The 23659-nt window shown below is 45.5% G+C and carries 18 protein-coding genes; 7 read left to right on the forward strand and 11 right to left on the reverse strand.

Annotated elements, in window-relative coordinates; translation table 11 throughout:
• Positions 1-197 precede the first annotated feature (197 nt).
• The 7 genes from GTQ38_RS18635 (at position 198) to GTQ38_RS18665 (ending at position 9863) form a co-directional block, all read left to right on the forward strand.
• On the forward strand, positions 198-1424 hold the full coding sequence (locus tag GTQ38_RS18635) for a hypothetical protein (protein WP_161437069.1): 1227 nt from the start codon (positions 198-200) through the stop codon (positions 1422-1424).
• A gap of 227 nt (positions 1425-1651) precedes the next feature.
• Positions 1652-5599, forward strand: coding sequence for a hybrid sensor histidine kinase/response regulator transcription factor (locus GTQ38_RS18640; protein ID WP_161437070.1), 3948 nt, complete (start codon positions 1652-1654; stop codon positions 5597-5599).
• A gap of 368 nt (positions 5600-5967) precedes the next feature.
• Entirely contained in the window at positions 5968-6315 is a 348-nt protein-coding gene (locus GTQ38_RS18645) for a toxin-antitoxin system YwqK family antitoxin (RefSeq protein WP_161437071.1), read from the forward strand.
• Positions 6316-6474: 159 nt separating this feature from the next.
• Complete coding sequence (locus GTQ38_RS18650) at positions 6475-7611, forward strand: hypothetical protein (protein WP_161437072.1); 1137 nt, start codon at positions 6475-6477, stop codon at positions 7609-7611.
• Between the two features lie 113 nt (positions 7612-7724).
• Entirely contained in the window at positions 7725-8051 is a 327-nt protein-coding gene (locus GTQ38_RS18655) for a winged helix-turn-helix transcriptional regulator (protein ID WP_161437073.1), read from the forward strand.
• 6 nt (positions 8052-8057) lie between these two features.
• On the forward strand, positions 8058-8639 hold the full coding sequence (locus tag GTQ38_RS18660; protein ID WP_161437074.1) for a DinB family protein: 582 nt from the start codon (positions 8058-8060) through the stop codon (positions 8637-8639).
• Between the two features lie 69 nt (positions 8640-8708).
• Entirely contained in the window at positions 8709-9863 is a 1155-nt protein-coding gene (locus GTQ38_RS18665; RefSeq protein ID WP_161437075.1) for a phosphatidylserine decarboxylase, read from the forward strand.
• 56 nt (positions 9864-9919) lie between these two features.
• On the opposite strand, the gene GTQ38_RS18670 is transcribed toward GTQ38_RS18665, so the two are convergent.
• The 11 genes from GTQ38_RS18670 to GTQ38_RS18720 all read right to left on the reverse strand — a co-directional run bounded on the left by GTQ38_RS18670 (position 9920) and on the right by GTQ38_RS18720 (position 23525).
• Positions 9920-11869, reverse strand: a complete 1950-nt coding sequence (locus tag GTQ38_RS18670; RefSeq protein WP_161437076.1) for a thiamine pyrophosphate-dependent enzyme — start codon at positions 11867-11869, stop codon at positions 9920-9922.
• Positions 11870-11890: 21 nt separating this feature from the next.
• Positions 11891-12622, reverse strand: coding sequence for an NAD(P)H-hydrate epimerase (locus GTQ38_RS18675; protein ID WP_161437077.1), 732 nt, complete (start codon positions 12620-12622; stop codon positions 11891-11893).
• On the reverse strand, positions 12603-13379 hold the full coding sequence (locus tag GTQ38_RS18680; RefSeq protein WP_161437078.1) for a hypothetical protein: 777 nt from the start codon (positions 13377-13379) through the stop codon (positions 12603-12605). The genes GTQ38_RS18675 and GTQ38_RS18680 overlap by 20 nt, the downstream gene beginning before the upstream one ends.
• A 3-nt stretch (positions 13380-13382) precedes the next feature.
• Complete coding sequence (locus GTQ38_RS18685; protein WP_161437079.1) at positions 13383-13910, reverse strand: outer membrane beta-barrel protein; 528 nt, start codon at positions 13908-13910, stop codon at positions 13383-13385.
• Between the two features lie 42 nt (positions 13911-13952).
• A complete protein-coding gene (locus tag GTQ38_RS18690) occupies positions 13953-14711 on the reverse strand; it encodes a flavodoxin family protein (RefSeq protein WP_161437080.1) in 759 nt (252 codons plus the stop codon).
• Positions 14712-14729: 18 nt separating this feature from the next.
• Positions 14730-15410, reverse strand: coding sequence for a Crp/Fnr family transcriptional regulator (locus tag GTQ38_RS18695; protein ID WP_161437081.1), 681 nt, complete (start codon positions 15408-15410; stop codon positions 14730-14732).
• A gap of 151 nt (positions 15411-15561) precedes the next feature.
• Entirely contained in the window at positions 15562-16545 is a 984-nt protein-coding gene (locus GTQ38_RS18700; protein ID WP_161437082.1) for a YpdA family putative bacillithiol disulfide reductase, read from the reverse strand.
• A complete protein-coding gene (rpe, locus tag GTQ38_RS18705; RefSeq protein ID WP_161437083.1) occupies positions 16545-17204 on the reverse strand; it encodes a ribulose-phosphate 3-epimerase in 660 nt (219 codons plus the stop codon). The genes GTQ38_RS18700 and rpe overlap by 1 nt, the downstream gene beginning before the upstream one ends.
• A gap of 114 nt (positions 17205-17318) precedes the next feature.
• Positions 17319-19973: a c-type cytochrome gene (locus GTQ38_RS18710; RefSeq protein WP_161437084.1), complete on the reverse strand. Its 2655-nt coding sequence runs from the start codon at positions 19971-19973 to the stop codon at positions 17319-17321.
• Positions 19974-20238: 265 nt separating this feature from the next.
• Entirely contained in the window at positions 20239-21102 is an 864-nt protein-coding gene (locus GTQ38_RS18715) for a sigma-70 family RNA polymerase sigma factor (RefSeq protein ID WP_161437085.1), read from the reverse strand.
• Positions 21103-21299: 197 nt separating this feature from the next.
• The gene (locus tag GTQ38_RS18720; protein ID WP_161437086.1) at positions 21300-23525 is read right to left on the reverse strand and encodes a polyribonucleotide nucleotidyltransferase; all 2226 of its coding nucleotides are present in this window, start codon (positions 23523-23525) and stop codon (positions 21300-21302) included.
• Positions 23526-23659 lie beyond the last annotated feature (134 nt).

Below are 23659 nucleotides of genomic sequence, written 5' to 3' on the forward strand. Positions count from 1 at the left end.
TTGCGGAAGTATATTGGAGGATTTGATCAGGATCTGGTTTGAACCAATTGCCCGCCTTTAGACTTTATATCGCGTCACCCTTCCCTTAAAAACTTCAAAATCCAGTATTACAAATCTGGAAGGATTTTCTTAACTACTTATAAGACAGCGATTTATTAGTTTTATGCATTGCTTTACCAAACCAATTCGCAAGTGATATGGACAAATTTTGTCGATACCTGCTTGCTGTGGTATGTTGTCTGCATTTTACACAACAACTTCTTCCCCAAAACAGCCGGACAGAGGAGGTCAAAACACTAAAAAACGGCATTAGCAAGCCGGTTACATTGGCCACCCATCCTTTTGGGGTCTTGTTTTATACCTTGCCACACAATTTTAAGATCAGGCCGGATCTCAGGCCAACCCTGGATATTAACCTTAGCAGCGGCAACATTTGGGGTCAGCCGGTGACTACTTATTTACCAGAGAATTCTGCTGTTAGAGAACAGATCAGTGAGATTGAATTTTACGACCGCATATTTGAATTTGATCCGGACGGCAGCCCTTCAGATTCCTATACTTTTGCCTATGATGGTATCCTAAAGGATTTCAGGATAAACGCTGGCATTCCATTGGGTAGTAAATACGAATTGTCTCTGACGGCGCGTTCTTTTCTGTTGTCAGACGGGACATCTTTGTTTAGCGTATTTACTGCAGATCGCTTTATTGAATTTATCCACAGTTCTGGTATAGGAGGGGAAGACCCTTTCGGTAGAAAAGTACAGGGATTGGATGAGGCCGGGATAGCCTATACGGATCGCAATGGGAATAGCCTGGAAATAAACAATGGGGAATTTGTCTTTTCGGGAATCGAAACCGCCTTGTATTACTATCCTGATTTTCTTCCCTCAAAGCAGCTTTATGCCAATATGGGTTTACATCTTGGAACCAATCTTAGCCCTTATAATCGTTCCCTGGACCTCGGCATTTCCGTTGCTACGGTAAAAGCGTTTTCCTTGAAGCAACGTCATCAGTTCCTTACCGGTTTCGGGCTCAACCTGCTACGGCGGAGTGTCTTGTCTTTTTCCGAGGATCAGACAGACCTGGGCACCAGCCGTTTGTTTGGCAGTTTTGAAGGTCATTTGGAATTCAACCGACAGACCAGAAGAGGGGGCACACATTCCATTGGCTTGAACTACAGGATACAAACACCTTATAACAAGAAAAAGGAAGAGGCATACTACGTGCCCTATAGCGTGGAACGGGTTAAGCGATGGCATGAAGCTTCCAGGCACTTGTACAAATTCCCGAGTTACTGGTCCCTGATATACTCTTTTACCAAAAAGATCGAATTTTCCATTTACCTTCAGGAAGATATGGTGGTAAACAATGCTCCGGACCTGCAGACCGGACTTCGTTTAAGGTTGCCCTTAAGCCGGTTTTAGGGCTTTTGTTTTAGTGATCGGTAGAATTCCGCAACAACCCTAAAGACACCCAGATTTTAACAATATGGCCGCTCGTTTTATACGATTCATTATGTTTTCCTTACATAAAAAGGATACAATCAATTCTTCTTTTCAGTAATTTTATCAGCTAGATCTGTTCGAAGATCCGGTGTAACACGCGCCCACTTCCCCCGGGGCAAGGAATCAGCAACTTAGACTTGTATCTTATGAAGCCCTATATACTGATACTGGTATCATTATTTTTTCTTTGTGGTTTTGCCCAGGAATCCGGAATTCCGTATCTGAGGAATTACGGACCTGAAGAATTCAATGGTCATCGTCAGAATTGGGCCGTTGCTCAGGATAACAGAGGTGTCATGTATTTTGCCAATGGCAGGGGCCTCTTGCATTTTGATGGGGAGGAATGGGGTTTGGAACGAATGCCGAATGACGGTCATATCCGATCCCTGGCCACCGACAATGATAAGATCTATGTGGGTGGAGGCGATGAGTTCGGCGTGTTTAGCAGGAAGGGTAAAACCTATAAGTATAAGTCCTATATAGAACATCTTCCTGATTCACTTGGCGCATTTGGGAGAGTATGGACCACTTTGGTGCATAAGGATAATGTTTTCTTTCAAACAGACAATTTTGTCATCCGGATCTCTCCGGATGGTACTTCAAAAATTTGGAATCCCGATTCCCGTATCTGGAAACTCCTGGTGGTAGATAATGAATTGTATCTGAATATCCCGGACGAAGGTCTGCTCCTTATTAATTCCAATGACGAAATGGTCAGGGTCCCGCATACAGAGCTGTTCCAATCCGCCGCTACAGAGTTTATGTTACCATTGAACGAGGGTTGGATCTTTGAAAAAAATAATGGTCTGATGCACTTTAGCGGTAATGAGGTAAATCCTTTCGAAAATCAGGCCGGCTCCATTCTCAATGATGCAGGTATTAACACTGGTTTGAAGTTGAGGTCCGGGGATTTCGCTATTGCAACCATTAAAAAGGGATGTGTGATCTTAAGCGAAGAAGGCGACTTGCGGTATTATTTGACCTCAGATATCGGTCTGGGAAACGATGTGATACGGAATATTTATGAAGATTCCGAAGGATCACTGTGGTTTGCCCTGGATTCCGGTATCGCGCGCCTCGACCTGGGATCTCCCCTTTCTTTCTATACCCAGGACTCCGGACTTCTCGGTACCATATTGGATATTCAAAAGTTCGCGGGAAAACTATATGTGGGTACTACAGCTGGATTGATGGTGGAGGACGGACGCAAATTCAAACCCTTTGGGAACATCAAGTCCATTATAAGAGACCTGGATACGCTACAGGGGCAACTCATTGTGGCCAACAGTTTTGATGAACTTTATGCGATTGACAAATCGGGATCTCTCAATATTATAGACGACTCTGCCGTCAACAACAGTGAAGTAAACCACAAGGTTCTTCCACTACGGGAAGACCCAAGGTCTGCGGTTGTACTCTTTGACACCGGGCTTTTTCACCTAAGATGGGAGGACAATGGTTGGAAGGTGCACCAACAATTGGAAAGTATTTCCGGTCAGGCGCGAACCCTTGTACAGCTTAGACCGGGCGTTATCTGGATCACTACAAATATCAATGGCCTCTACAGACTGAAATATAGCATCTCTGCTGAAGGCATTATCGACCTTGAGAATGCCATCGTAGATAACTATAACCTGGAAGACGGTGTTCCGAGCGGATACAACAGGACATTCAGTATCCATGATGAACTGTTTTTCAAGTCGCAAAAGGATTCAGTATTCCTCTACGATCCTAAAACTGATGGTTTTAGTAAAGTGACTGATTTTACTCCCTATGTTGGTTTTAACGAAAAGGGGATGTTCCCTGAGGAAAGTGAAATCAATGGCAGGGCCTGGTTTAGGCAACAAGATAGCCTGGAGACCCATTTAATAGAAGTGCAAGCTGGGAAGGATGGCTATTCCCACCGTTCCTACGCCTTGAGTAAGGCTGTACAAAACTATAAAGACCCCTTTAGCACACTGACTTTTCACGCCTCCGGAAAAATGGCCTACCTCGGTGGTTCAAAAGGCATAGTTGCTTATGACCTTAACAAGGCAAATACGATCGTACGGAACCTGAATGTAATGATCACAGAGGTGGTGACTTCCGATACTATCTATAATGAAATAAATGCCAGCACGGTTTTAAACGCATTACCCTTTAACAATGCCCGACTGAAATTTGAGTATGCCGCCCCTAATTATAAAGACGCGGAATTCAAATTGTATCAATACCGACTTGAAGGTTTTGATAAGGCATGGTCTCCGCCTTCTCCGGAGCATACTAAGGAATATACCGGCCTTCCTCCCGGAGAATATACATTTAAGGTAAAAGCGCTTAATGATTACTTTGTTGAAAGCCCCGTCGCCGCTCTCAGTATTAAGGTTAGGCAGCCATGGTACTGGAATGCATACTCCATCTCAATTTACCTGGTTTGCCTTGTCCTCCTTATTTATGCCTTTTCGCATTGGAGAAGCAGACAGCTAAGACAAAGAAACATTATGCTGAAAGGCAAAATTGCTGAAGCGGTCAAAGAAACCAGGCGACAGGCAGAAGAGATACAAAACCTTTACGACGTAAAAAATAAATTCTTTGCTAATATCTCTCATGAATTAAGAACACCCCTGACTCTGATCTTAGGGCCTTCAAACGACCTGCTTGAGGATGCTTCAACAAAGCCGGAGCAACGGAATCGGCTAACCTTTATCAATAACAATGCAAAGCGTTTACTAAGACTCATTAACCAATTGCTGGACCTTTCCAAATTAGAGGCCGGAAAGTTAGATCTGCAGGTAAGTCAGCAAAACCTCGCGGATTTGGTCTGCACCCTAACTAAATCCTTTGATTCCCTTGCGGTTTCACGGAATATCCGGTTGAGTTATCAATCGGATACTGATGACTTATTTGTCTTTTACGACACGGATAAGCTTGAAAAAGTCCTGGTCAATTTACTGTCAAATGCCCTTAAATTTACCGGGGCCGGAGGCAAAGTAGAAGTACGTTTGACACGCGGCGAAGAACAGGCGGTACTATTCGTCCAGGACACCGGCATAGGGATCCATCCGGATCAGTTACCCTATATCTTTGATCGCTTTTATCAGGCAGATCACAGTGAATCCAGGGAATATGAGGGAACAGGCATAGGTCTGTCGCTTGCCAAAGAATTGGTAGAGCTTCATGGAGGTACTATTGAGGTGGAAAGCAAAGCGGGCAAAGGAACGCTTTTTACCGTAAAACTGCCGCTGGGAAAAGCACATTATGAAGAACATCAGCTTGCGGCTTTTAAAGCTGTAAAAGTGCCGGAAAAGCAGTCGGTCGTTGGAGGGTTGATCGAGGATTCCGAAACCATAGCCTCCGAACACGAAGAAGTTGTGCTGATCGTTGAGGACAACAAAGAGATGCGGTTTTATATCAAAAGCCTGATGCAGGCTGATTACCGCATTCTTGAAGCTGAAAACGGGCTGGAAGGTTTTGAATTAGCCAGGGAACAGGTCCCGGACCTTATTATTTCGGATGTTATGATGCCCAGAATGAATGGCACCGAAATGTGCAAAGAGATCAAGAAGAACGAAATTACTGCTCATATACCCGTAATTCTACTAACTGCCAAGGCCTCGGAGGAGGACAAGATAAAGGGTTTGAATATTGAAGCCGACGATTATCTGGCCAAACCTTTCAATAAAGCTGAGCTGGCGGCCCGGGTAAAAAACCTGATCCTGATTCGCAGGAAACTCCAAAAGCGTTTTGCTGAGACGGCCTTGATAACCCCTAAGGAAATCGCGGTTACCTCTATGGAAGAGGCTTTTCTCCAAAAACTCGTAAACCTTATAGAAGAAAAGATGGGAGATGAGACTTTTGGAGTAGAAGATCTGGCGTCTGCAATGAGCCTGAGCAGGTCTCAACTACATCGCAAAATGCTCTCTATTACGAACCAGGCTCCAAGCCTCTTCATCAGAAAATACCGACTGGAGCGCGCCAAACAACTTCTGGAAAAAGGAGTGGGCAGAGTATCGGATATCGCTTATGAGGTTGGCTTCTCCAGCCCTTCCTATTTTACCAAATGTTTTACAGAAGCTTTTGGTTATTCCCCGCGGGAAGTCAATAAATCCAGCTAATGCGACCTCAGTTATAGTTTACGCGACCAGGTTTTCATTTGGGTTTTTCCCGCTTTCCATCCATACATATTTTACAGTATTTGATACAATCCTGATAGTACTGCTCTTGCTTTGGTCATTCCTTTGCCCCCGGAATCACAACACAGGACCGCTTGTAAGACTGGTAGTTCTGTAAATCGATCAAAAGCGAATAGAATCAATGTTTAACAAAAAAGTTGAAAATCATGAAAAGAGTAGGTATGACAATTCCAACTGAAGCCAAAAGGCAGGAAATGTTTTCCCAGTACGCTAAAACCAAAAGGGTTCGCTGGGCAGGTCAGAGAAGATTTAAGTAAAAGAGTAAAATTAATTAAGTAAACAAATAAGATATGAAAGCAATAGTATTAGTGGCAGCAGTCCTCTTAAACATAGGGATATTTGCCCAAGACACAGAGCCCATATTCGAGGGTAAAGGAAGGTACATTAAAGGCACTTATTTTCACGATAATGGCCTGGTATCCCATACCGGACATTTCCTGGATGGAAAACTTCACGGAGAATGGGTGATGTATAACAAAGAAGGAAAGAAAATCGCTTTGGGGGAGTACGAAGAAGGGAGACGAACCGGAAAATGGTTCTTTTGGCAGGAAGAAGGTAGAGCTTTGAGAGAGGTTACATATATCCAGGGAAGACCGGTACAGGTTATCACTTGGAATAACTCAGAGTCCATGCTGTAGTTGCCGAGAGGTTTTCCCTTCCCGAAACCCGTAGCTTTGGTTGCGGGTTTCATTCCTACTGGATAGTAAAGGGCATAGCAAGCCCAACGATTCGATAAACGGTGAAATATCAAGTACAAAAAACCGTTATAACTAATTGAATCCCCAAAAAGCTTGCATATGTCTTACATCAAAACTTTCCAGATTCTCGGAATCAGAAGGCTTTTAATGCTAACCTTCCTTTTTCTGTCCGTAGTCGTTTTTAATTCCTGTAGTACGGATTCTGAAAACGGCACGGAGATCACAGAGAATAATACCGAAGATGATAATGATGCAAATGAAGATACAGATGCTGAACAAGACGACCCCGGCCCTCAGGGTTCAATTGAGCTTGAAGATGGGTTTACAGTGGATGAAGACAGAATGTTTAGCAGTATGATAGTGTCTGCAGCCGAATATCAGGCATTTCTGGAAGGTAATGGTGATCTGCAAATGGTTTCAAACAAGGTATACCAGTATTTTGAAGATGATTTTGATTTTATTTTCATACTGTCTGTCGAGGAGGAGCAACCCTCCGGCCTCTATTATGGCAGATCTTCTTCAGCTCAAAGCGGCGTCTCCGGATTGGGGAGTTCTTTGTGGGACAATACCGCGGCCTATGGATCAGCTGGAAAACTGAAATCTCTTATTCATATGCCACGCACAGAGTACGTACGCAATGGCCCTTTTTTGCACGAAATAGCTCATTATTGGGCAAATCACGGGTTTATAGCTACCACTGTTGGTGGCCATTGGGGATACTCTAGTGCCGGAGGTCAATTAGGTGGTTTTGATGCCCTGGAAGACCTTGGTGGAAACACCTACAGGGGGCTGCTGAATGGGCAAACCGGATTTGGGACCTTTGCCAACGGTGGTAATTCCGTTCCTTACGGGAACCTGGAATTATACACCATGGGTCTCATTGAAGCTGATGATCTTGAAACTGTAATGGTGGCGGAAAACCCTCAAAGTACGGCAGTTTTTGGTGAATTTACGGCAGACGCCATCACAGAGATCACCGCGGCCCAACTGATTGCGCAACACGGGGAAAGACTACCTTCTGCTCAGGATGCTCAAAAAGCGTTTACAGGCATTGTGGTTGTATTGTCTACCGAAGCGCTCAGTCAGTCTAAAAGGGAACAGCTCACGGCAGACATGGAGAGCTTTACACGTCAGGGCGATCCTGATGATTCTTGGGGAAATTCCTATAATTTTTGGAGGGCGACTTTTGAAATGGCCACGCTTAGCGCAAGGATTACAGATGAACAGATCAAGTAATTCCATTTAGAAACAGGGAGTTAGAACACAGTGCTTTTCTTCTGAAAGTCTTTTTGAAAATTTTTGGTAAGGTGCTACATATTATGTAGTATTGCTACAAAATATGTAGTGGTATGGCTTTACCAATCCCGGGAAAACCCGTCCGAGGTTCCAAAACAGGACAACCAATCATGGCACTTTTAGACCTATTGGGTAGGAGCTGGGCCATGGGAATCATTTGGCACCTTTACACTGGTCCCAGCACTTTCAGGAGATTACAGGAGTATTGCGAATCTATTTCGCCCACAACCCTGAATAAAAGATTAAAGGAACTTAAGGATTGCCACCTGATTGAACGGACTCTCGAAGGATATGCACTCACCAAAAGTGGCGAAGAACTCTTTGAACTGATCGAACCTTTGGGGAGCTGGGCAAAAATTTGGGCAAAGAACTTTAAATAGAAGCACATGAGAATGATAAAAAAACCGAAGACATCTGAATACCCTGCCTATTCAAGCATTTATATGGATTTGCTGAAGGGTGATGGGAATATTCTACAGCAACTCTGGGACAATTTTAAGGAGATCAGGGAATTCGTATCCGGTCTGGATGAAGAAACCCTTTACCACAGGTATGCGCCTGGTAAATGGACTATTAAGGAGATCCTGGTCCACCTGATTGACGACGAACGTATCTTTGCGTATCGGGCTTTGCGATATGCCAGGAACGATGAAACACCCTTGCACGGTTTTGACGAAAACCACTATACCCAATATTCCGGAGCGAACGAAAGAAGCCTGGAAAGCATATTCGAGGAATATGAATGGGTACGCAGAGCTACAATCTCTCTTTTTGAATACCTGCCGGAAGAGGCTTTCCTCAGAGGTGGAGAGGGGATAGATTTCGATGGAAGTTTCGTCAACCGTAGGACGGTCCGGGCATTGGCCTATCATATCGCCGGGCATGAATTGCGGCATTTTAATATTATCAAGGAGCGTTACCTGGGAATAGAACTACCCCCGGAAAGCAGCACTTACGTCACGGACTAATACAAATACTTTAAAAACAACTTAATGGGATAGCTAAGTCTATCACTAATTAATATAAATCGAGAAACGATGAAACGGAAACTTGGAATAACTTTTTTACTCTTACTATGCTCTTTAATTCTGGGCTTACTGAGTTTAAGCGCACAGGAAGATTGTAAACCTGTGGTAAAACTAAAGGCGTTATATGAAACCCATCCGGCTTTTAAACAAAATACGGATCTGATGCTCGCGAACGTTCAGGAATTACCCGGGGGCGCTTCAAACCCCTGGAAAGGGCGTACCGTAGAAGACCTGTACTCTTTTATCAATGAGTGGTTCTACTTTTTGCCGAATACGGAGAACGGTCTGGATCGTATCATTGAATTTTCATTTCTATACTACAAGAATCCGTATGGGATGAAATTTATAAAAGAGGAGCCTGGCCTGAGTTGGTCCCTGGAGTTCGCCATGGAAAAAGGGGCTTATATGGACAGCCCTGCTTCCACTCAGGCGATATCGGCATGGCTTAACAATCCGAATCTCAACAATGAGGAATACGTGATGCCGGAAGGGGGATTTAAATCGTTCAATGATTTTTTTATCAGGGACTTGAAACCCGGAGCCAGGCCTATTACGGCAATTGATGATAATTCCATATTGGTTTCCCCTGCTGACGGGGTGATCAATATGATCAATAACGATCTAAGTCTTGACACCAAATTACCCACGAAAGGAGGCATGGTTTTAAGCCTGACCGAATTGCTGGATAATTCCAAATACAGTGAGCGTTTCGTGGGAGGAACGGCCATGGCTGTATTTCTTCTCCCGACGAATTACCACCATTTCCACGCCCCGATTTCGGGAGTCATGGTAGAATCCAGGGAAAATGCCGGAGATCGCTTATTCGGTATGCCGGATATTTTGGATATGATCAACGATGGGAATGTCGCTTATAACAAGGATTACAGTGTTTTCCAGGATTTCAGGCATGGATACTATATCATAAAAACCGAACAATTCGGGCATATTGCCATGATCCCCATTGGTTTGCAGACCATAGGTTCTGTAGTTTTCGAGGAAAAATTTAAGGATATAGATGGTGATGCTCCCATTGCGGTATACAAGGGTGATAAATTAGGGCATTTTGCCTACGGCGGATCTACGGTTTTATTATTATTTGAAAAAGACCGGTTAAGTTCTATAAGCGTTCAGCTCGGACAGCAAATTGGCCATCTGAAACCATAAACGGGGACAAACAAGCCGGGATCTGATGACGCGTTGCGGATTCAGGTCCCGGTATTTTATATCAGGCTGACGTCTGTAATAACCTCCAGCAAACCGCAACCTTCCTGCTGGAACAGTTCCTTCATAGCGGCCTCAAGCTCTGAAGCCTGACTTACTCTTTTGCCCCAGGCACCACAGGAAACGGCATACTCCGCAAAGTTAGGATTGGATAGCGATGTTTGCCAGACATCCAGTTCCGCAGCCCTTTGTTCCTTGGAAATTTTCCCTAGTTCAAAATTGTTCAGGACAATGACTTTTACAGGCATATTGTATTTGACCAGCGTGGTGATTTCGGCCAGGTATTGACAAAGTCCTCCATCTCCGGCTACTGCCACTACAGGTCTGCTATTACCAACAGCCGCCCAGGCACCCATGGCAGCAGGAAGTGCAAAACCTATAGATCCCAAATATCCGGACATCAGGAAGTCGTGCTCCTCAGGTTCAAAATAGCGCCCAAAAGAATAGGCATTATTACCCACATCAACGCACATTACCGCGTTCTTGGGGCTTAGCTTATTCATGGCATCGAAAACGGCTATAGAACTCAAACCTGTTTCTGATGTTTCTCCCAACCTTTTCTCCTTTTCTTTACGCCAGATGGCCCAACGCTCTGCCACCTCTTTCCTTTGGTCCGGAAACTCGGGATAGCCTTTTAAACCGGCTTCAAAGATTTTCAGGGTTCTTGAGATCTCTCCCCAAACCGCTGCATCCACCTTATGGAATTTACTGAGCGCCATCGGATCGAAATCAACCTGTATTGTGGGCTTTTTTGAGGTGATCCCGGTATGATTAGAGAAAGACGCACCAAAAACGATAAGAAGGTCGGACTCGTTCATGAACCAGGAGGCTATAGGAGTACCACTTCGCCCAAGAACACCACAGCCCAGGGGATGACTATCGGCTATAAGTCCTTTTCCTTTAAAGGTGGTTACCACAGGAGCGTTGAGGTCCTCAGCAAATTTTACCACGGCCTTTTTGTGGGCTCTGGCCCCGTGCCCCATGATGATCAGGGGCCTTTTGGAGTTTTTGATCAGGCTGAGTGCTTTATCAACTGCTGCCTGAGGCGGTGCGATATCCAGACCGGTAATACGGTCTTCGGGCCCAAGGGGCTTAGCGTTTTCCATTGCCTCTATCTCCTGTACTTCGTCCGGGAAGGTCAGATGAGAAATGTCTCTTTTTAAAATGGCGTGTTTTACGGCCAGCGACATCAATTCCGCATGCCTGCTGTCTCTTTGGACACGATGATTGAATTCTGCCGCGGTATTAAAAGCCTGAACCAGGTCTACTTCCTGAAAGTTTCCGGTTCCTACTACCTGTGTGGCTACCTGTCCGGTCAAAGCCATAAATGGAGCCCGGTCTACCTTGGCATCCCACATCCCGGTATATAAATTGGTCGCTCCTGGCCCGGCGATGGTAAAACACGCCGCAGGTTTTCCGGTTAACTTCCCGTAAGCGGACACTGCAAAAGCCGCTGCTCCTTCATGGCGGACACCAAAGAATTCCAACTTCCCTTTTTGCTCTTGTCGCTTCATGGCGTCAGCAAAACCAAGATTGGAATGCCCGACCATGCCGAATACCTTGGTTACCCCCCAATTGACCATAGTCTCCACCATGATGTCCGAGATGGTTTTCTTGTGCTCTTCTTCTTCCGGTACACCTACGTAAATACCGTCATGTTCTTCTTTCACTTCAAAGACTTCCACGCCGTCGTCGTACCCGCCAGGTGGTTTTCCCGTACAGGGATGAAAGTCCCAACCATGCCAGGGGCAGCGAAGGAGCCCATTTTCAATGGAACCTTCTCCCAGTGGCCCTCCTTGGTGCGGACATCTGTTGTCTAGTGCCGATATCTTTCCCTCGAAATGCGTGAGACAGATTCCTTTATGGCTGACCGTTACCGTTTTTACACGGCCCTCGGCCAACTCCTCTCTGCTGTTCAATACCTTATGCCAACTGACCTTATTTTCCATTTGAGATACTTTTCAATTAAATTAAAGAATTTGATGTTTCGAAAAATCCGGGGACGGAATTTTATAATGCTCATACATTTCCCTGGGGATACCAATATCCGCTACAAAAATTTCCGTTGACTTTGGTAAAACATTCAGGATCTTTTTTGGTGCGGCCAGCGTAAGAACCTGGTCTGCCAGGAACCGGGGTTGATAGGTATTGGACGAAATACCTGTAGGAATATCCAGGGCAATTAGTTTAGCGCCAGAGGCATTAGCCCTTTGAACGGCCTTTGTGAATTCCCTGGATAAGGGAAGCCTTTGTGAAAAGCCGAGATAGGCGTCCACCCAGATATCCGTATGATCCGGCACCGCTTGTTTGGCCCCAAAAAGCAGGGCTCGCTGCAGTTGCTTTTTCGGAAGCGGCTTGGTGATCTCCACCGGCAGATCCAGGTAAACCTGATATCCCCATCCTGAGAGCCGCCGAGCCGCTACCAGGCCACCTCCACCATTGTTTCCGTTACCGGCTCCAATACAAATAATACTATCTTCCCTGGCATTACGCGTGACAATACGGGCCAGCTGCAGACCGGCGTTTTCCATCATAAGTTCAATGGGTAACTGGTATTTCTCAATAGCCGTATAATCCATATCCCGGAAGGCTTCCAGGCTTAAGGCTTCGTTGTTTTTAAAGTGTTCCTGCATATTGTGATCATATCGTTCTTTAAGATCCAGGATCAAGGCTGTCCTTTGGTTATAAGGATATATAGGCATTGATCGTTTCTTCGAAAAAGCTTCGTGCCATTTCAGCTCCCACAGCACTCAGTGGCAAGGTAGCCCCCTTGAAACCTTCGTTCAGCCATTTCCCCATGGATAAAGGTTTAAATGAAGATGTATCCAGACCCTGATGTCCATGGTAACCACTACAATAGAGATAAAAGTCGTCAATCAGTGTATCAGGTACGGCCATACCAAATCCAATTCCGGAAACCACTCCCTCGGGAATGACTACATAGCCACCTGAATCAAAATGATGAGGCCATATGCGAATATTTGTTTCCAGCATATGCTCGGCTACCAGGTTCTCCATGGCCGTATGGGCTATATTCCGCAATCTTAAAAGCTCTCCGAGATGCCTTTCGGAAGGCTTTTCGTGCTTGAAATCTGCTGTCAGGCCTTCGTAAGGAAGACTGTAATGCAAGTCGTAATCGTAGGACTCCGCCATCCCAAGGCCGGTAGCGGCTTTTCCAAGCCAATCGACTACCATCTCATGTGATTGCCCGTCCAGGGCAAAAGACATCAGGTCCTTATCATCACTCCCCAGACTAAGCGAAAATGCTTTATATTCAAATTTGAGTTTAAGTCCCTGATCATCTAAAGGCCATGTTTCCAGGGATCCCTCAACAGTATTGAAACCTAAATTGGTGTGGCTGTCGTCTTCCTTAGACACTGTAAAACTTTTGGCCGCCGTAGCCAGGTACTGTGCAGCAAGATGCACTTCTTTAACGGCATTTTTTAATCCCTCTTCCATAATTCAATGCGCTTTTTGTTGTGTTTTTGAAATCAAAAAGATGACCCCTACGGTCAAAAATTCCCCGTTGAGTTCGCCTGTCACACCTTTGAATTCAGAAAAAATGAAGAATTGGTTCACATTTATATGGAAGCCCAAGCCGTAATTCAAACCGAAGGCGTTTTCAGAATTGGTTTCCGATCGGTCAATAAACCTTTCCCGTTCCGTAGTGTGATTGATACCTGCCAGCGGGTACACGCCAAACTTATGGGAAAGCTCAAAGATGTAGTGAGCGTTTAAATTCAGGTCTACAATACTGATGTCGTAATTCTCTTCAAAAGCCTGATAGGGAAACAAAGTGAATTCCGGGCCAAAACAAACCTTGGGATTAGGCCCGTAATATAACCTTGAATTCACACCGACCAGGCCATACTCCAGCTCCAGGGAAGGAGCTGCCCCTGCCATCCATCCCTCCTGTGAATATCCACAAAGGGTAAACAACAGCAGCGAACAGTACAGTAAAAGAGAATTCAGTTTTTTATGCTGCCTCATTGTATTCGAATTAGGAATTCTGGAATAAGGCCCCAGGATCTTCTAGCGTTTGTGTTCAGGACTATCAAAGCCGGCCCGGCATCCTGCTTCCCATTCATCCGGTTGATTTCCATGGGCTGGAATGCCTCCCTGATCTTTTAGCATTCTGGCCAGATGCATGCAATTCCATACCAGGAAAGTGGTATTCCTGTTGGTAAAGTCATTTTCAGGTCCTCCGGAACCTTCGTCCCGGTACGAAGGCCCTGGGCCTGCCTCGCCCATCCAGCCTGCGTCAGCCTGTGGCGGTACGGTATAGCCGATATGGGAAAGGGAGAACAAAATGTTCATCGCACAGTGCTTTACACCGTCCTCGTTTCCGGTGATCAGGGTGGCCCCGACTTTACCATAATCCCGGTATTGACCTTTCTTATTGAACTGATGGGTATAGCCGTACATACGCTCCAACACCCGGTTGCAAACGGAAGATTTCTCCCCTAACCAGACCGAAGTACACAGGATGAGAATATCGCAATCATCCACCTCCTTTTGTAGCATTGGCCAATCGTCTTTGTCCCATTCCGGGGTTTTAGACATGTCCAGGCCCAGTCCGGCAGGAATATCATAATCTACCGGGCGTATTACCTTAGTGCTTACACTATTGGCTTCGAAAATACGCTGGGCAACCCCAATTAGTCCCTCAGTATGGGATAATACCGGGGTTCTGTTTAGGGTGCAGTTCAGAAATAAGGCTTTTAGGTCATCGTACCTGGCTGGTGGATTGGAGCAGTGTTGTTCCGTCATTTTTGAGAGTTGTTCCGACATATTTCGCAGTTTTTATGATTAATTATTGTTCGCCAGGGAACCCGGCATAGGGATAGATAGCATTCGGGCATCGTAATCCAGTTGTTTATCTTTTCGTAGTATGCTCAGCGTATTACTTACGGTCTGCCTTGAGGTATTGGTAAGATGGGCTATATCCTGGTGAGAAAGAAGGTTTTTGGCAACCAGCCTGCCGTCCAAAGGTTGCCCGAACTCCTGAATATAAGCAAAGACAAATTCCCTTATCCTCGTTGCACTATCCTTGTACAAGAGGTCTTGAAGCCTTCTTTCCAGCCGCTTTATTCTAAGGCCGTATATCTTTAAAACACCGTTTTTGAGAGAGCGGTACCGGCTCATCAGATCTTCCATCATATCAGCCTCAATGTAGCATATGATAGAATCCTCAAGGGTTATTGCCTGTTCCTTGGAAGCAGTCTCTTCATCGTAAAGTGCCAACTCCCCAAAGAGATTCCCTTTTTTTACAATGTATTTGATGGTGTCAGTAGAAGTATCTATGATCTTTACGGTCCCCTTTTTCAGGAAGAATATATTCTTTCGATCCCTGTCACCCAGGCTTATGACTTCTCCTTTATCCTTATTTTCCATCTCCAGCAGTTTGCATATCCGCATCATAGTCGGCATGCTCAACTTTCGAAAAAGGTCAAAGCCCTCCAGGAACCAGTATTTGGTAAGGGTATTCATTTTGGGATGGCCAAGTTACTCTCCTTAAATGTAAGGAATTTTAACGGGGATTGATTCGGGCCATACCAGAAGACTTACTTTAGGCGACACCCCTTGCTATAAAACCAAAAATATTGGGAATAAGAACTCTAAAACTTTATAACAGGCCTTATTAGCTGTGTGTTTCCTGGGCCTTTTTTTGCAGGATGTCGCTCACGATGATCTTGGCGTGGATCCTGGAATTCTCAATAAACCACTTATGGGTTTCCATACCCCCGCAGATCACCCCGGCAAGGTAAAGCCCGGGTACATTGGTTTCCATGGTATCCTGATCGTAATTCGGCAGTCTTTTTTCGTCTTTGGAAAGTTGTATTCCCAGGGCTTCCAAAAAGGCAAAATCTGGCATATACCCGGTTAGTGCCAGCACAAAATCGTTTTCCAGATGAACAATTCCTTCCGGAGTTTCAATGATCAGTTCGGTTTCCCGGATCTCTTTTACGTTTGAGTTGTAATACGCCTGAATACTTCCTTCATTGATACGGTTTATGATATCAGGCCGAACCCAGTATTTAACCCTTTGACCCACTTCCGGACCGCGAATGATCAGCGTGACCTCAGAACCCTTACGCCAGCATTCGAGGGCCGCGTCTATAGCGGAATTACTTGCCCCGATCACGGCCAGTTTCTGACTTGCATAAAAATGGGGGTCTTTGTAGTAATGCGAAACCTTGGGTAGATTCTCGCCCGGTACATTGAGCATATTGGGGAGATCGTAAAAGCCGGTAGCGATAATGACATTGTCCGCAGTGTAGAGGCCTTTATCGGATCTTACGGTAAATCCGTCCTCGTTTTTGCTGACATCTTCAACTTTTTCAAAAAGATGGATCCGCAGTTGGTTAGAGGTCACAATTCGCCGGTAATATTCAAGGGCTTCGTTCCGCTTTGGCTTGGCTTCTTTGCTTATAAAAGGTATTTCATCTATCTCCAGTCGCTCTGAAGAAGAGAAGAATTGCATATTGATCGGGTAGTTGAAAAGAGAATTCACAATTGGGCCCTTTTCAACTATGAGATAGCGCAATCCTTTTTTCTTTGCTTCAAGACCACAGGCAATTCCTATGGGGCCTCCTCCTACTATCAATACATCTAAGCGCTCCATTAACTCACTTTTTGTTTTAAAAGACGAATGGTTTCTTCAGGATCAGAGCTATTGAAAACAAAACTACCGGCTACCAGCACATTTGCCCCGGTATCGACCAGCATTTTGGCATTATCCGCATTAACACCTCCATCTATTTCTATTAATGTTTCGGTATTGCGCAGCTGTATCAACTCCTTTAATTCTTTGATCTTCTGATAGGTATTCTCAATAAATGACTGCCCTCCAAAGCCCGGATTTACGCTCATCAGGCATACGAGATCCGTATCTTCAATGATTTCCGATAGCAGGGAAACAGGCGTATGTGGATTAAGTGCTACACCGGTTTGCATTCCGGCGTTTTTTATGGCCTGAAGGGTTCTGTGCAAATGGGTGCAGGCCTCATAATGAACGGTAAGTACAGCGGCACCGAGGTCCGCGAAAGTGTCAATATAGCGATCGGGGTCAACGATCATCAGGTGAACATCCAGGGGTTTTGTAGCATGACTGGCGATAGCCTTGAGTACGGGCATTCCAAAAGAAATATTCGGTACAAAAACACCATCCATGATGTCTATGTGGTGCCAATCCGCCTCACTCCGGTTGACAAGCTCCACATCCCTTTGCAGATTTCCGAAATCTGCCGCCAGGAGCGAAGGCGCAATTTTGGGTTTATTCATAGGATATAATTACCGCTTTTATCCTGCAAAGGTAGTGAATTGACATCTTCTACCTTCATAGTACAAGACCATTGACGTCGCCCTGCGATCCACCTGTATTTTGTTCTTCCGCGGCTATTGGCTACCAGCTTCGTCCTGGTACAATTCATGGTTTTCGTCGGCCCCGGCTAGCAGATAGGTAAACAGATCCGCGATTTCCTCTTTATTCAGGCGGTTCAGTAGCCCGGAAGGCATGGGGGAAATCGGAGAAAGCTCTCTTTTGGAAATCTCAGATTTGTCCAAACTCACCGAATATGCCGGATTCAATGGGTTAGGCGCCACCTGCACGGAATCTGCATCCTCGGATAAGATACGCCCGGCGATTTTTCTATCGTCTGCCATATGAAATAGCGTAAAGGCATATTGATCGGAGATCTCATCATTAGGGCTGTAAATGGCAAAAAGCATATCGTATCTACCGAATTTAGTATGGATCTGACTCAGGTCCGGCCCTGTGGCACCACCCTCGCCACGCATGCGGTGGCATAAAATGCAGAGAGCCGCATCATAAGCGCGCTTACCATTCTCAAAGTTTGCCTTATGGCCCTTCATTCCATCGCCCCACAGCATATCGCTCATATCACTTCCGCTGTACTCAGATCCCGGGCCAATGGGCTGGGGCAGGTCTGCTACAACGGTTTCTGGTGAATAAACGCCGGTAAGCTCCTCAAAATAAGCTACTTCAGATTCAGGAACATGACTTAGTGCCCTGAGCCTGACATTTTCCATACATGCCTTAAAACTCATACCCCCCTTGGCACTTAGCACATCGTAGAACCACTGAAAATAATCTTCTCTTAGATCTTTTGTCCATCCCTCGGATACATTACTTAGCAGTACACCGTAATATATGCCTTCGCTTGGGGGCATCTTTGCCAGAACTTCCCGGATAAGCGGGCCGTAATGTTCGCTTCTCATCGTGGTTTCCTCAGAGAGCATTTTCCGGTCTATGACCGTCTTTTCACGGGTGTGTTTTTGCAATAAAGCGCACAATTCACCGGTGATCCCATCAGCATTGAGAAATGCCAGGATCTGAGCCATTTCTCTGGTTATGGCGTTGTTTTCATTCGGAAAATGGGGCTTTAATTTCTGAATAACCGCTCGTGCATCTGCCACCGACGGCTGCCCGGACCTGATAAAAGAAAGTGAATACGCTCGCAACAGGTCCAATTTTTGGCTTTCTGTCAACTCGTTAAAATTCAGACTGTTAAGTCGGCTTAGTAGTTCACTTTGACTTTCTTTCCATCCTTGTCTCGCCATGGCCACACCAGCTGTAATTACTTTCAGGGGGTCCCGTTCAGCTAAAAATTGCTGTTTCCAGTCTGCTGTAGGAAGGTTTTCCAGGGCAATGCGCGAAGCATAGCGAACAAACCTGTCCTGGTGGTCCAGGTTATCCCATGCCAGGGGGATGGCATTTTTATCCGCCTGGGAGTGATATTTTTCGATACGATGTCTCAATTTTCGAAGCTCCTCCTGCTCCTCGGTGGATTTGGCGATCTCAGTGGAATTTTCTGGTCCTACATAACGCAGACGGTATAGGTGAGAGTCCAAACCCCTTCCTCCTGTGGCAAAATACAGATGACCGTCAGAACCTGCGATCATATCTGTTAAAGGCAGTGGAACGCCTGTGAGGAATTCTTCCCTTTCAGCCGTATAGGTGCTGCCCTCAGCGATCAGATCGGCAAAATAGACCGTTCCAAAGCTCCAGTCCATTACAAAAAGTCCGTTTTTGTATTTGGACGGAAAGTTGAGTCCGGCCCCGGAGAGCACCGCAGTAGGGGATCCTTGTTCCAGATTGTGGACAGACGGAAGGTTGTCCGGGTAGTAATCCGGCCATTTCCCGGATCCGGTTCGCCAGCCGTATTCACTGCCACTGGTCACATGGCAGATCCTGGTTGGGCGGTACCAGGGCATCCCGATATCCCACTCCATATCCGCGTCGTATGTGAACAATTCCCCGTCCTGATTAAAGGCCAGGTCAAAAGGGTTTCTATACCCCGCGGAGATCAATTCCCAATCGTTACCTTCTTCAGTAAATCTTGCAATCCAACCCCCTGGGGCCTTGATTTCGTTCGCATGGCCACGGGCATCCAGGAAGGGTGTAAACAAATTGTCTTCGCCCCAATTTGTAGGGAGTCTGCTTTTTTCCTTTAGCGCTTCGGGTAATAGAACGTGGTTTCCAGCAATAAAATAGATGTATTTGCCATCCGGGCTTAGCACAAAACTGTGCGGGCCATGTTCTCCGGCTCCCTCCAGTTTTAACAGTCGGGTCAGCGAATCCAACTCCCCATCCGCATCCGTATCTGTCAGTCGGTAAATACCACTTCCGTTCTGCTCTTCTTCCGGTATGGACTCATCCCAGGTTTTGTTTACCGCTACATACAGGCTGTTAAAGGCCCATAACAGGCCGTGGGCTTCTCCAATTTCCAGGGAAACGCTGTCAACAGCTTTGGGTTTTAGTACTTCATTTTCGCCTGGCTTGATAAAATGATAGATCTTTCCGCGTTGATCACAGGCGTAGATCCGGCTATCCGGACCTTCCGCAAGGGCCACCCAGGAACCTTGTCCGTAAGCACTGGGGTGATAAAGCTCATCGAGCTCAAAGTTTTCCGGCAAGTCAAAACTTATCTCAATTTCTTCGGAATCCTTGTTTTTTGTGGTTTTCTGCTCGCAGGAGAGTAAAAAAAGGGCTAAAAAAGCCAAAATCGGGCTAATATTCCTTGTAAACATCGGCGTTGGAAGTTGTTTTCCATAAATATAGGGAATCCCGCCGGGTTCTGAGTCATATTCAGCGCCGGTATGCTGTAAAACCAGGCCAATCGGGAAAATCCGCAGGAGGGTATATAAAATGAAAAACTCCGGTAATCAGCCGGAGTTTATTCATCAATCAAAAAACGAACAGTCATGATAAACTGTTGTTACGTTTCACAAATTACAATTTTTATACCATAAATCCAATTTATAGAATATTTAACATGTTAATTTGTGCCTTGTTTTAGCCAAGGTATGTCTTCAATATTTTGCTTCTGGAAGTGTGTTTTAACCTCCTGATAGCCTTTTCTTTAATCTGACGTACACGCTCACGTGTAAGGTCAAAAGTCTCTCCAATTTCTTCAAGGGTCATGGAATGTTGTCCCGCAAGCCCGAAATAGAGCCTGATCACGTCAGCCTCCCTGGGCGTAAGGGTTTCCAGAGCCCTTTCTATCTCCGTTCTCAGGGACTCATGTAAGAGGTCCTTGTCCGGATTAGGAGATTCCCCGCTTCTAAGAACATCGTAAAGATTGGAATCTTCCCCGTCTATTAAAGGGGCATCCATAGAAACGTGTCTTCCTGAGTTTTTTAGGGATTGCTTAACGTCCTCTACGGTCATATCCAACTCTTTCGCGATCTCTTCCGCAGAAGGTACCCGCTCATGAGCTTGCTCAAGAAATGCAAATGTCTTGTTGATCTTATTGATAGATCCGATCTTGTTCAGAGGAAGCCTTACAATACGCGATTGCTCTGCGAGAGCCTGAAGAATGGACTGTCTGATCCACCATACCGCATAAGAGATAAATTTAAAACCTCTGGTTTCATCAAAACGCTGAGCGGCTTTGATCAGACCAAGATTTCCTTCATTGATAAGATCGGGCAGGGTTAACCCCTGATTTTGGTATTGTTTTGCAACAGAGACCACGAATCTCAGGTTAGCCTTGGTCAGCTTTTCGAGGGCGGCCTGATCACCGGCCTTGATACGCTGCGCCAATTCTACCTCTTCATCCGCTGTGATCAAGTCTACCTTACCGATTTCCTGAAGGTATTTGTCCAGCGACGCGGTTTCCCTGTTGGTTACCTGTTTTGTGATTTTAAGTTGCCTCATCTAAAATCCTTTCTGTTAAGTTTATAGTTCCTGACTGCATATACTTATACGTAAAAAAGGGACAAATGTTACAAAACAGTTATAAAATTTTGATTTTTCGGTTAATCCGGGCTGCTTTTAGGCAAAAAAAAGCCCCGGAAACCTGCTATTTAACAAAAATTTTGGTTTCCAGGGCTTTTTAAGACCTTATTGAAAAATTAGTCTTTTCTGGGTTTTCTGTCCCGATTTCGGTGGTTACCACCTCGATTACGGTCATTTCCCCTGCTCCTGTTATCTCTTGGAGGCCTTTCTCTGTATCCTTCCGGCTTTGGTAACAGCGCCTTTCTGGATACCTTATCTTTCTTGGTTCGCTGATCGAGACCAAAATACCTTACATCAAAAACATCCCCCATACTAACGGCATCGGTAACATTTTCAGTTCTTTCCCACGCTAATTCAGAAACGTGAAGCAGTACTTCATTGCCCGGAGCCTCTACATATTCCACTACAGCACCGAAGTCCAGTATCTTGATCACTTTCACTTCGTAAACGCTTCCAACTTCGGGTTTAAACGTTATGGAGTCTATTTTTGCCAATACAGCGTCAATTCCATCCTGGTCTACACCGAGGATCTCTACGATTCCCTCTTCCGTAACCGGATCTTCATTGATCACTATAGTGGTTTTGGTCTCTTTCTGAAGTTCTTGAATCACAGATCCTCCCGGCCCTATCAGCGCACCGATATACTCGCCTGGAATGGTAGTCGTAACCATTTTCGGAGCGTGCGGCTTAACATCTGCATTGGGCTGTGCTATAGTATCGGTAAGTTTTTCCAGTATATGTAACCTTCCGTCTTTTGCCTGCATCAGGGCTTTAACAAGGATCTCGTAGGAGAGTCCTTTTACCTTAATATCCATTTGGCAGGCAGTAATTCCTTCATGGGTTCCCGTAACCTTGAAATCCATATCACCCAGGTGGTCTTCATCACCCAGAATGTCGGACAATACGGCGTAGTTCCCTGTTTCCGCGTCGGAAATCAATCCCATTGCAATTCCGGAAACCGGCTTTTTCATCTGTACTCCGGCATCCATCAGTGCCATGGTTCCGGAACATACCGTTGCCATGGAAGAGGAACCATTACTCTCGAGCACTTCAGATACCACCCTTACGGTGTAAGGACAATCATCAGGGATCATACCTTTCAAAGCTCGTTGAGCAAGGTTTCCGTGTCCTACCTCTCTTCGGGAAGTTCCCCTTATTGGTCTGGCTTCACCGGTAGAGAAAGGTGGAAAGTTATAATGCAGATAGAACGTTTCCTCTCCTTCATAAGAAGGCATATCGATCTGGTTGGCTTCCCTGGAAGTTCCAAGCGTAACTGTGGCCAGCGCCTGGGTCTCTCCACGTGTAAAGATGGCCGAACCATGGGTAGATGGCAGGTATTCCACCTCACACCAAATAGGCCTGATCTCTGTAGTTTGCCTTCCATCCAGTCGTAGTCCTTCGTTTAAGGTAAGGTTTCGGACCGCTTCTTTTTCAGTTTTGTAGTAGTACTTAGAGATAAGGTCTCCAAGTTCTTCTTGTTCTTCTTCACTGAAGGTCTCAAGGATCTCATCCTTTAGGTCTGAGAAGGCCGTACTTCTTTCTTGTTTTGAAGAACCGGCTTTTGCAATGGCGTATATCTTGTCATAGGACATTTCGTGGATCTTTTTCTCCAGCTCCTCATCTGCGGCCTCAGGATCGTACTCCCGTACTTCTTTTTTACCAAAGGCTTCAGCCAGTCTCACCTGGGCGGCACACTGTACTTTTATGGCCTCGTGCGCAAATTTGATGGCTTCTACCATTTCTTCCTCGGAGATCTCTTTCATCTCTCCTTCTACCATCATTACAGAATCTTCAGAAGCCCCGATTACCATATCAATGTCAGACTCTTCAAGTTGAGCCCTGGTCGGGTTGATGATCAACGCTCCATTGACCCTGCCCACACGGACTTCCGAAATAGGGCATTCAAATGGAAAATCAGAAAGTTGGATGGCGGCAGAAGCAGCCAGGCCGGCCATAGCGTCCGGCATTACATTTTCGTCATGAGACATTAGCTGTATCATAACCTGGGTTTCCGCGTGGTAATCTTTCGGGAATAATGGCCTCAATACACGGTCTACAAGTCGCATGGTCAGTACTTCACCATCGCTTGGTCTGGCTTCTCTTTTGAAGAAACCGCCAGGATAACGTCCTGAAGCGGCGAATTTTTCACGATAATCTACAGTCAATGGGAGAAAGTCCACATCCGAAGCCTTGTAATTAGAAACTACAGTACATAGTAGCATACATTTCCCGGACTGAACCACAACAGAACCATGTGCCTGTTTGGCAAGTTTTCCGGTTTCGATAGAAATTTCCCTACCGTCACCGAGGTCAATGACCTCTTTAAAAGTTTTTGGAATCATAAGTTTTTCTTAGTACCTGTACAGAACAGGTTTGTTAAACAATGGTCTGCCGTCTTAGTTGACGGCCTTTGTTGTGTTGTTGTGGTGGACCAATGAAAAACTAAGTGTAAGCTTTTTGTATTTGCCTCACTGAA

Origin of the sequence: Poritiphilus flavus (genome assembly GCF_009901585.1) — a bacterium.
GTDB classification, from domain to species: Bacteria; Bacteroidota; Bacteroidia; order Flavobacteriales; family Flavobacteriaceae; genus Poritiphilus; species Poritiphilus flavus.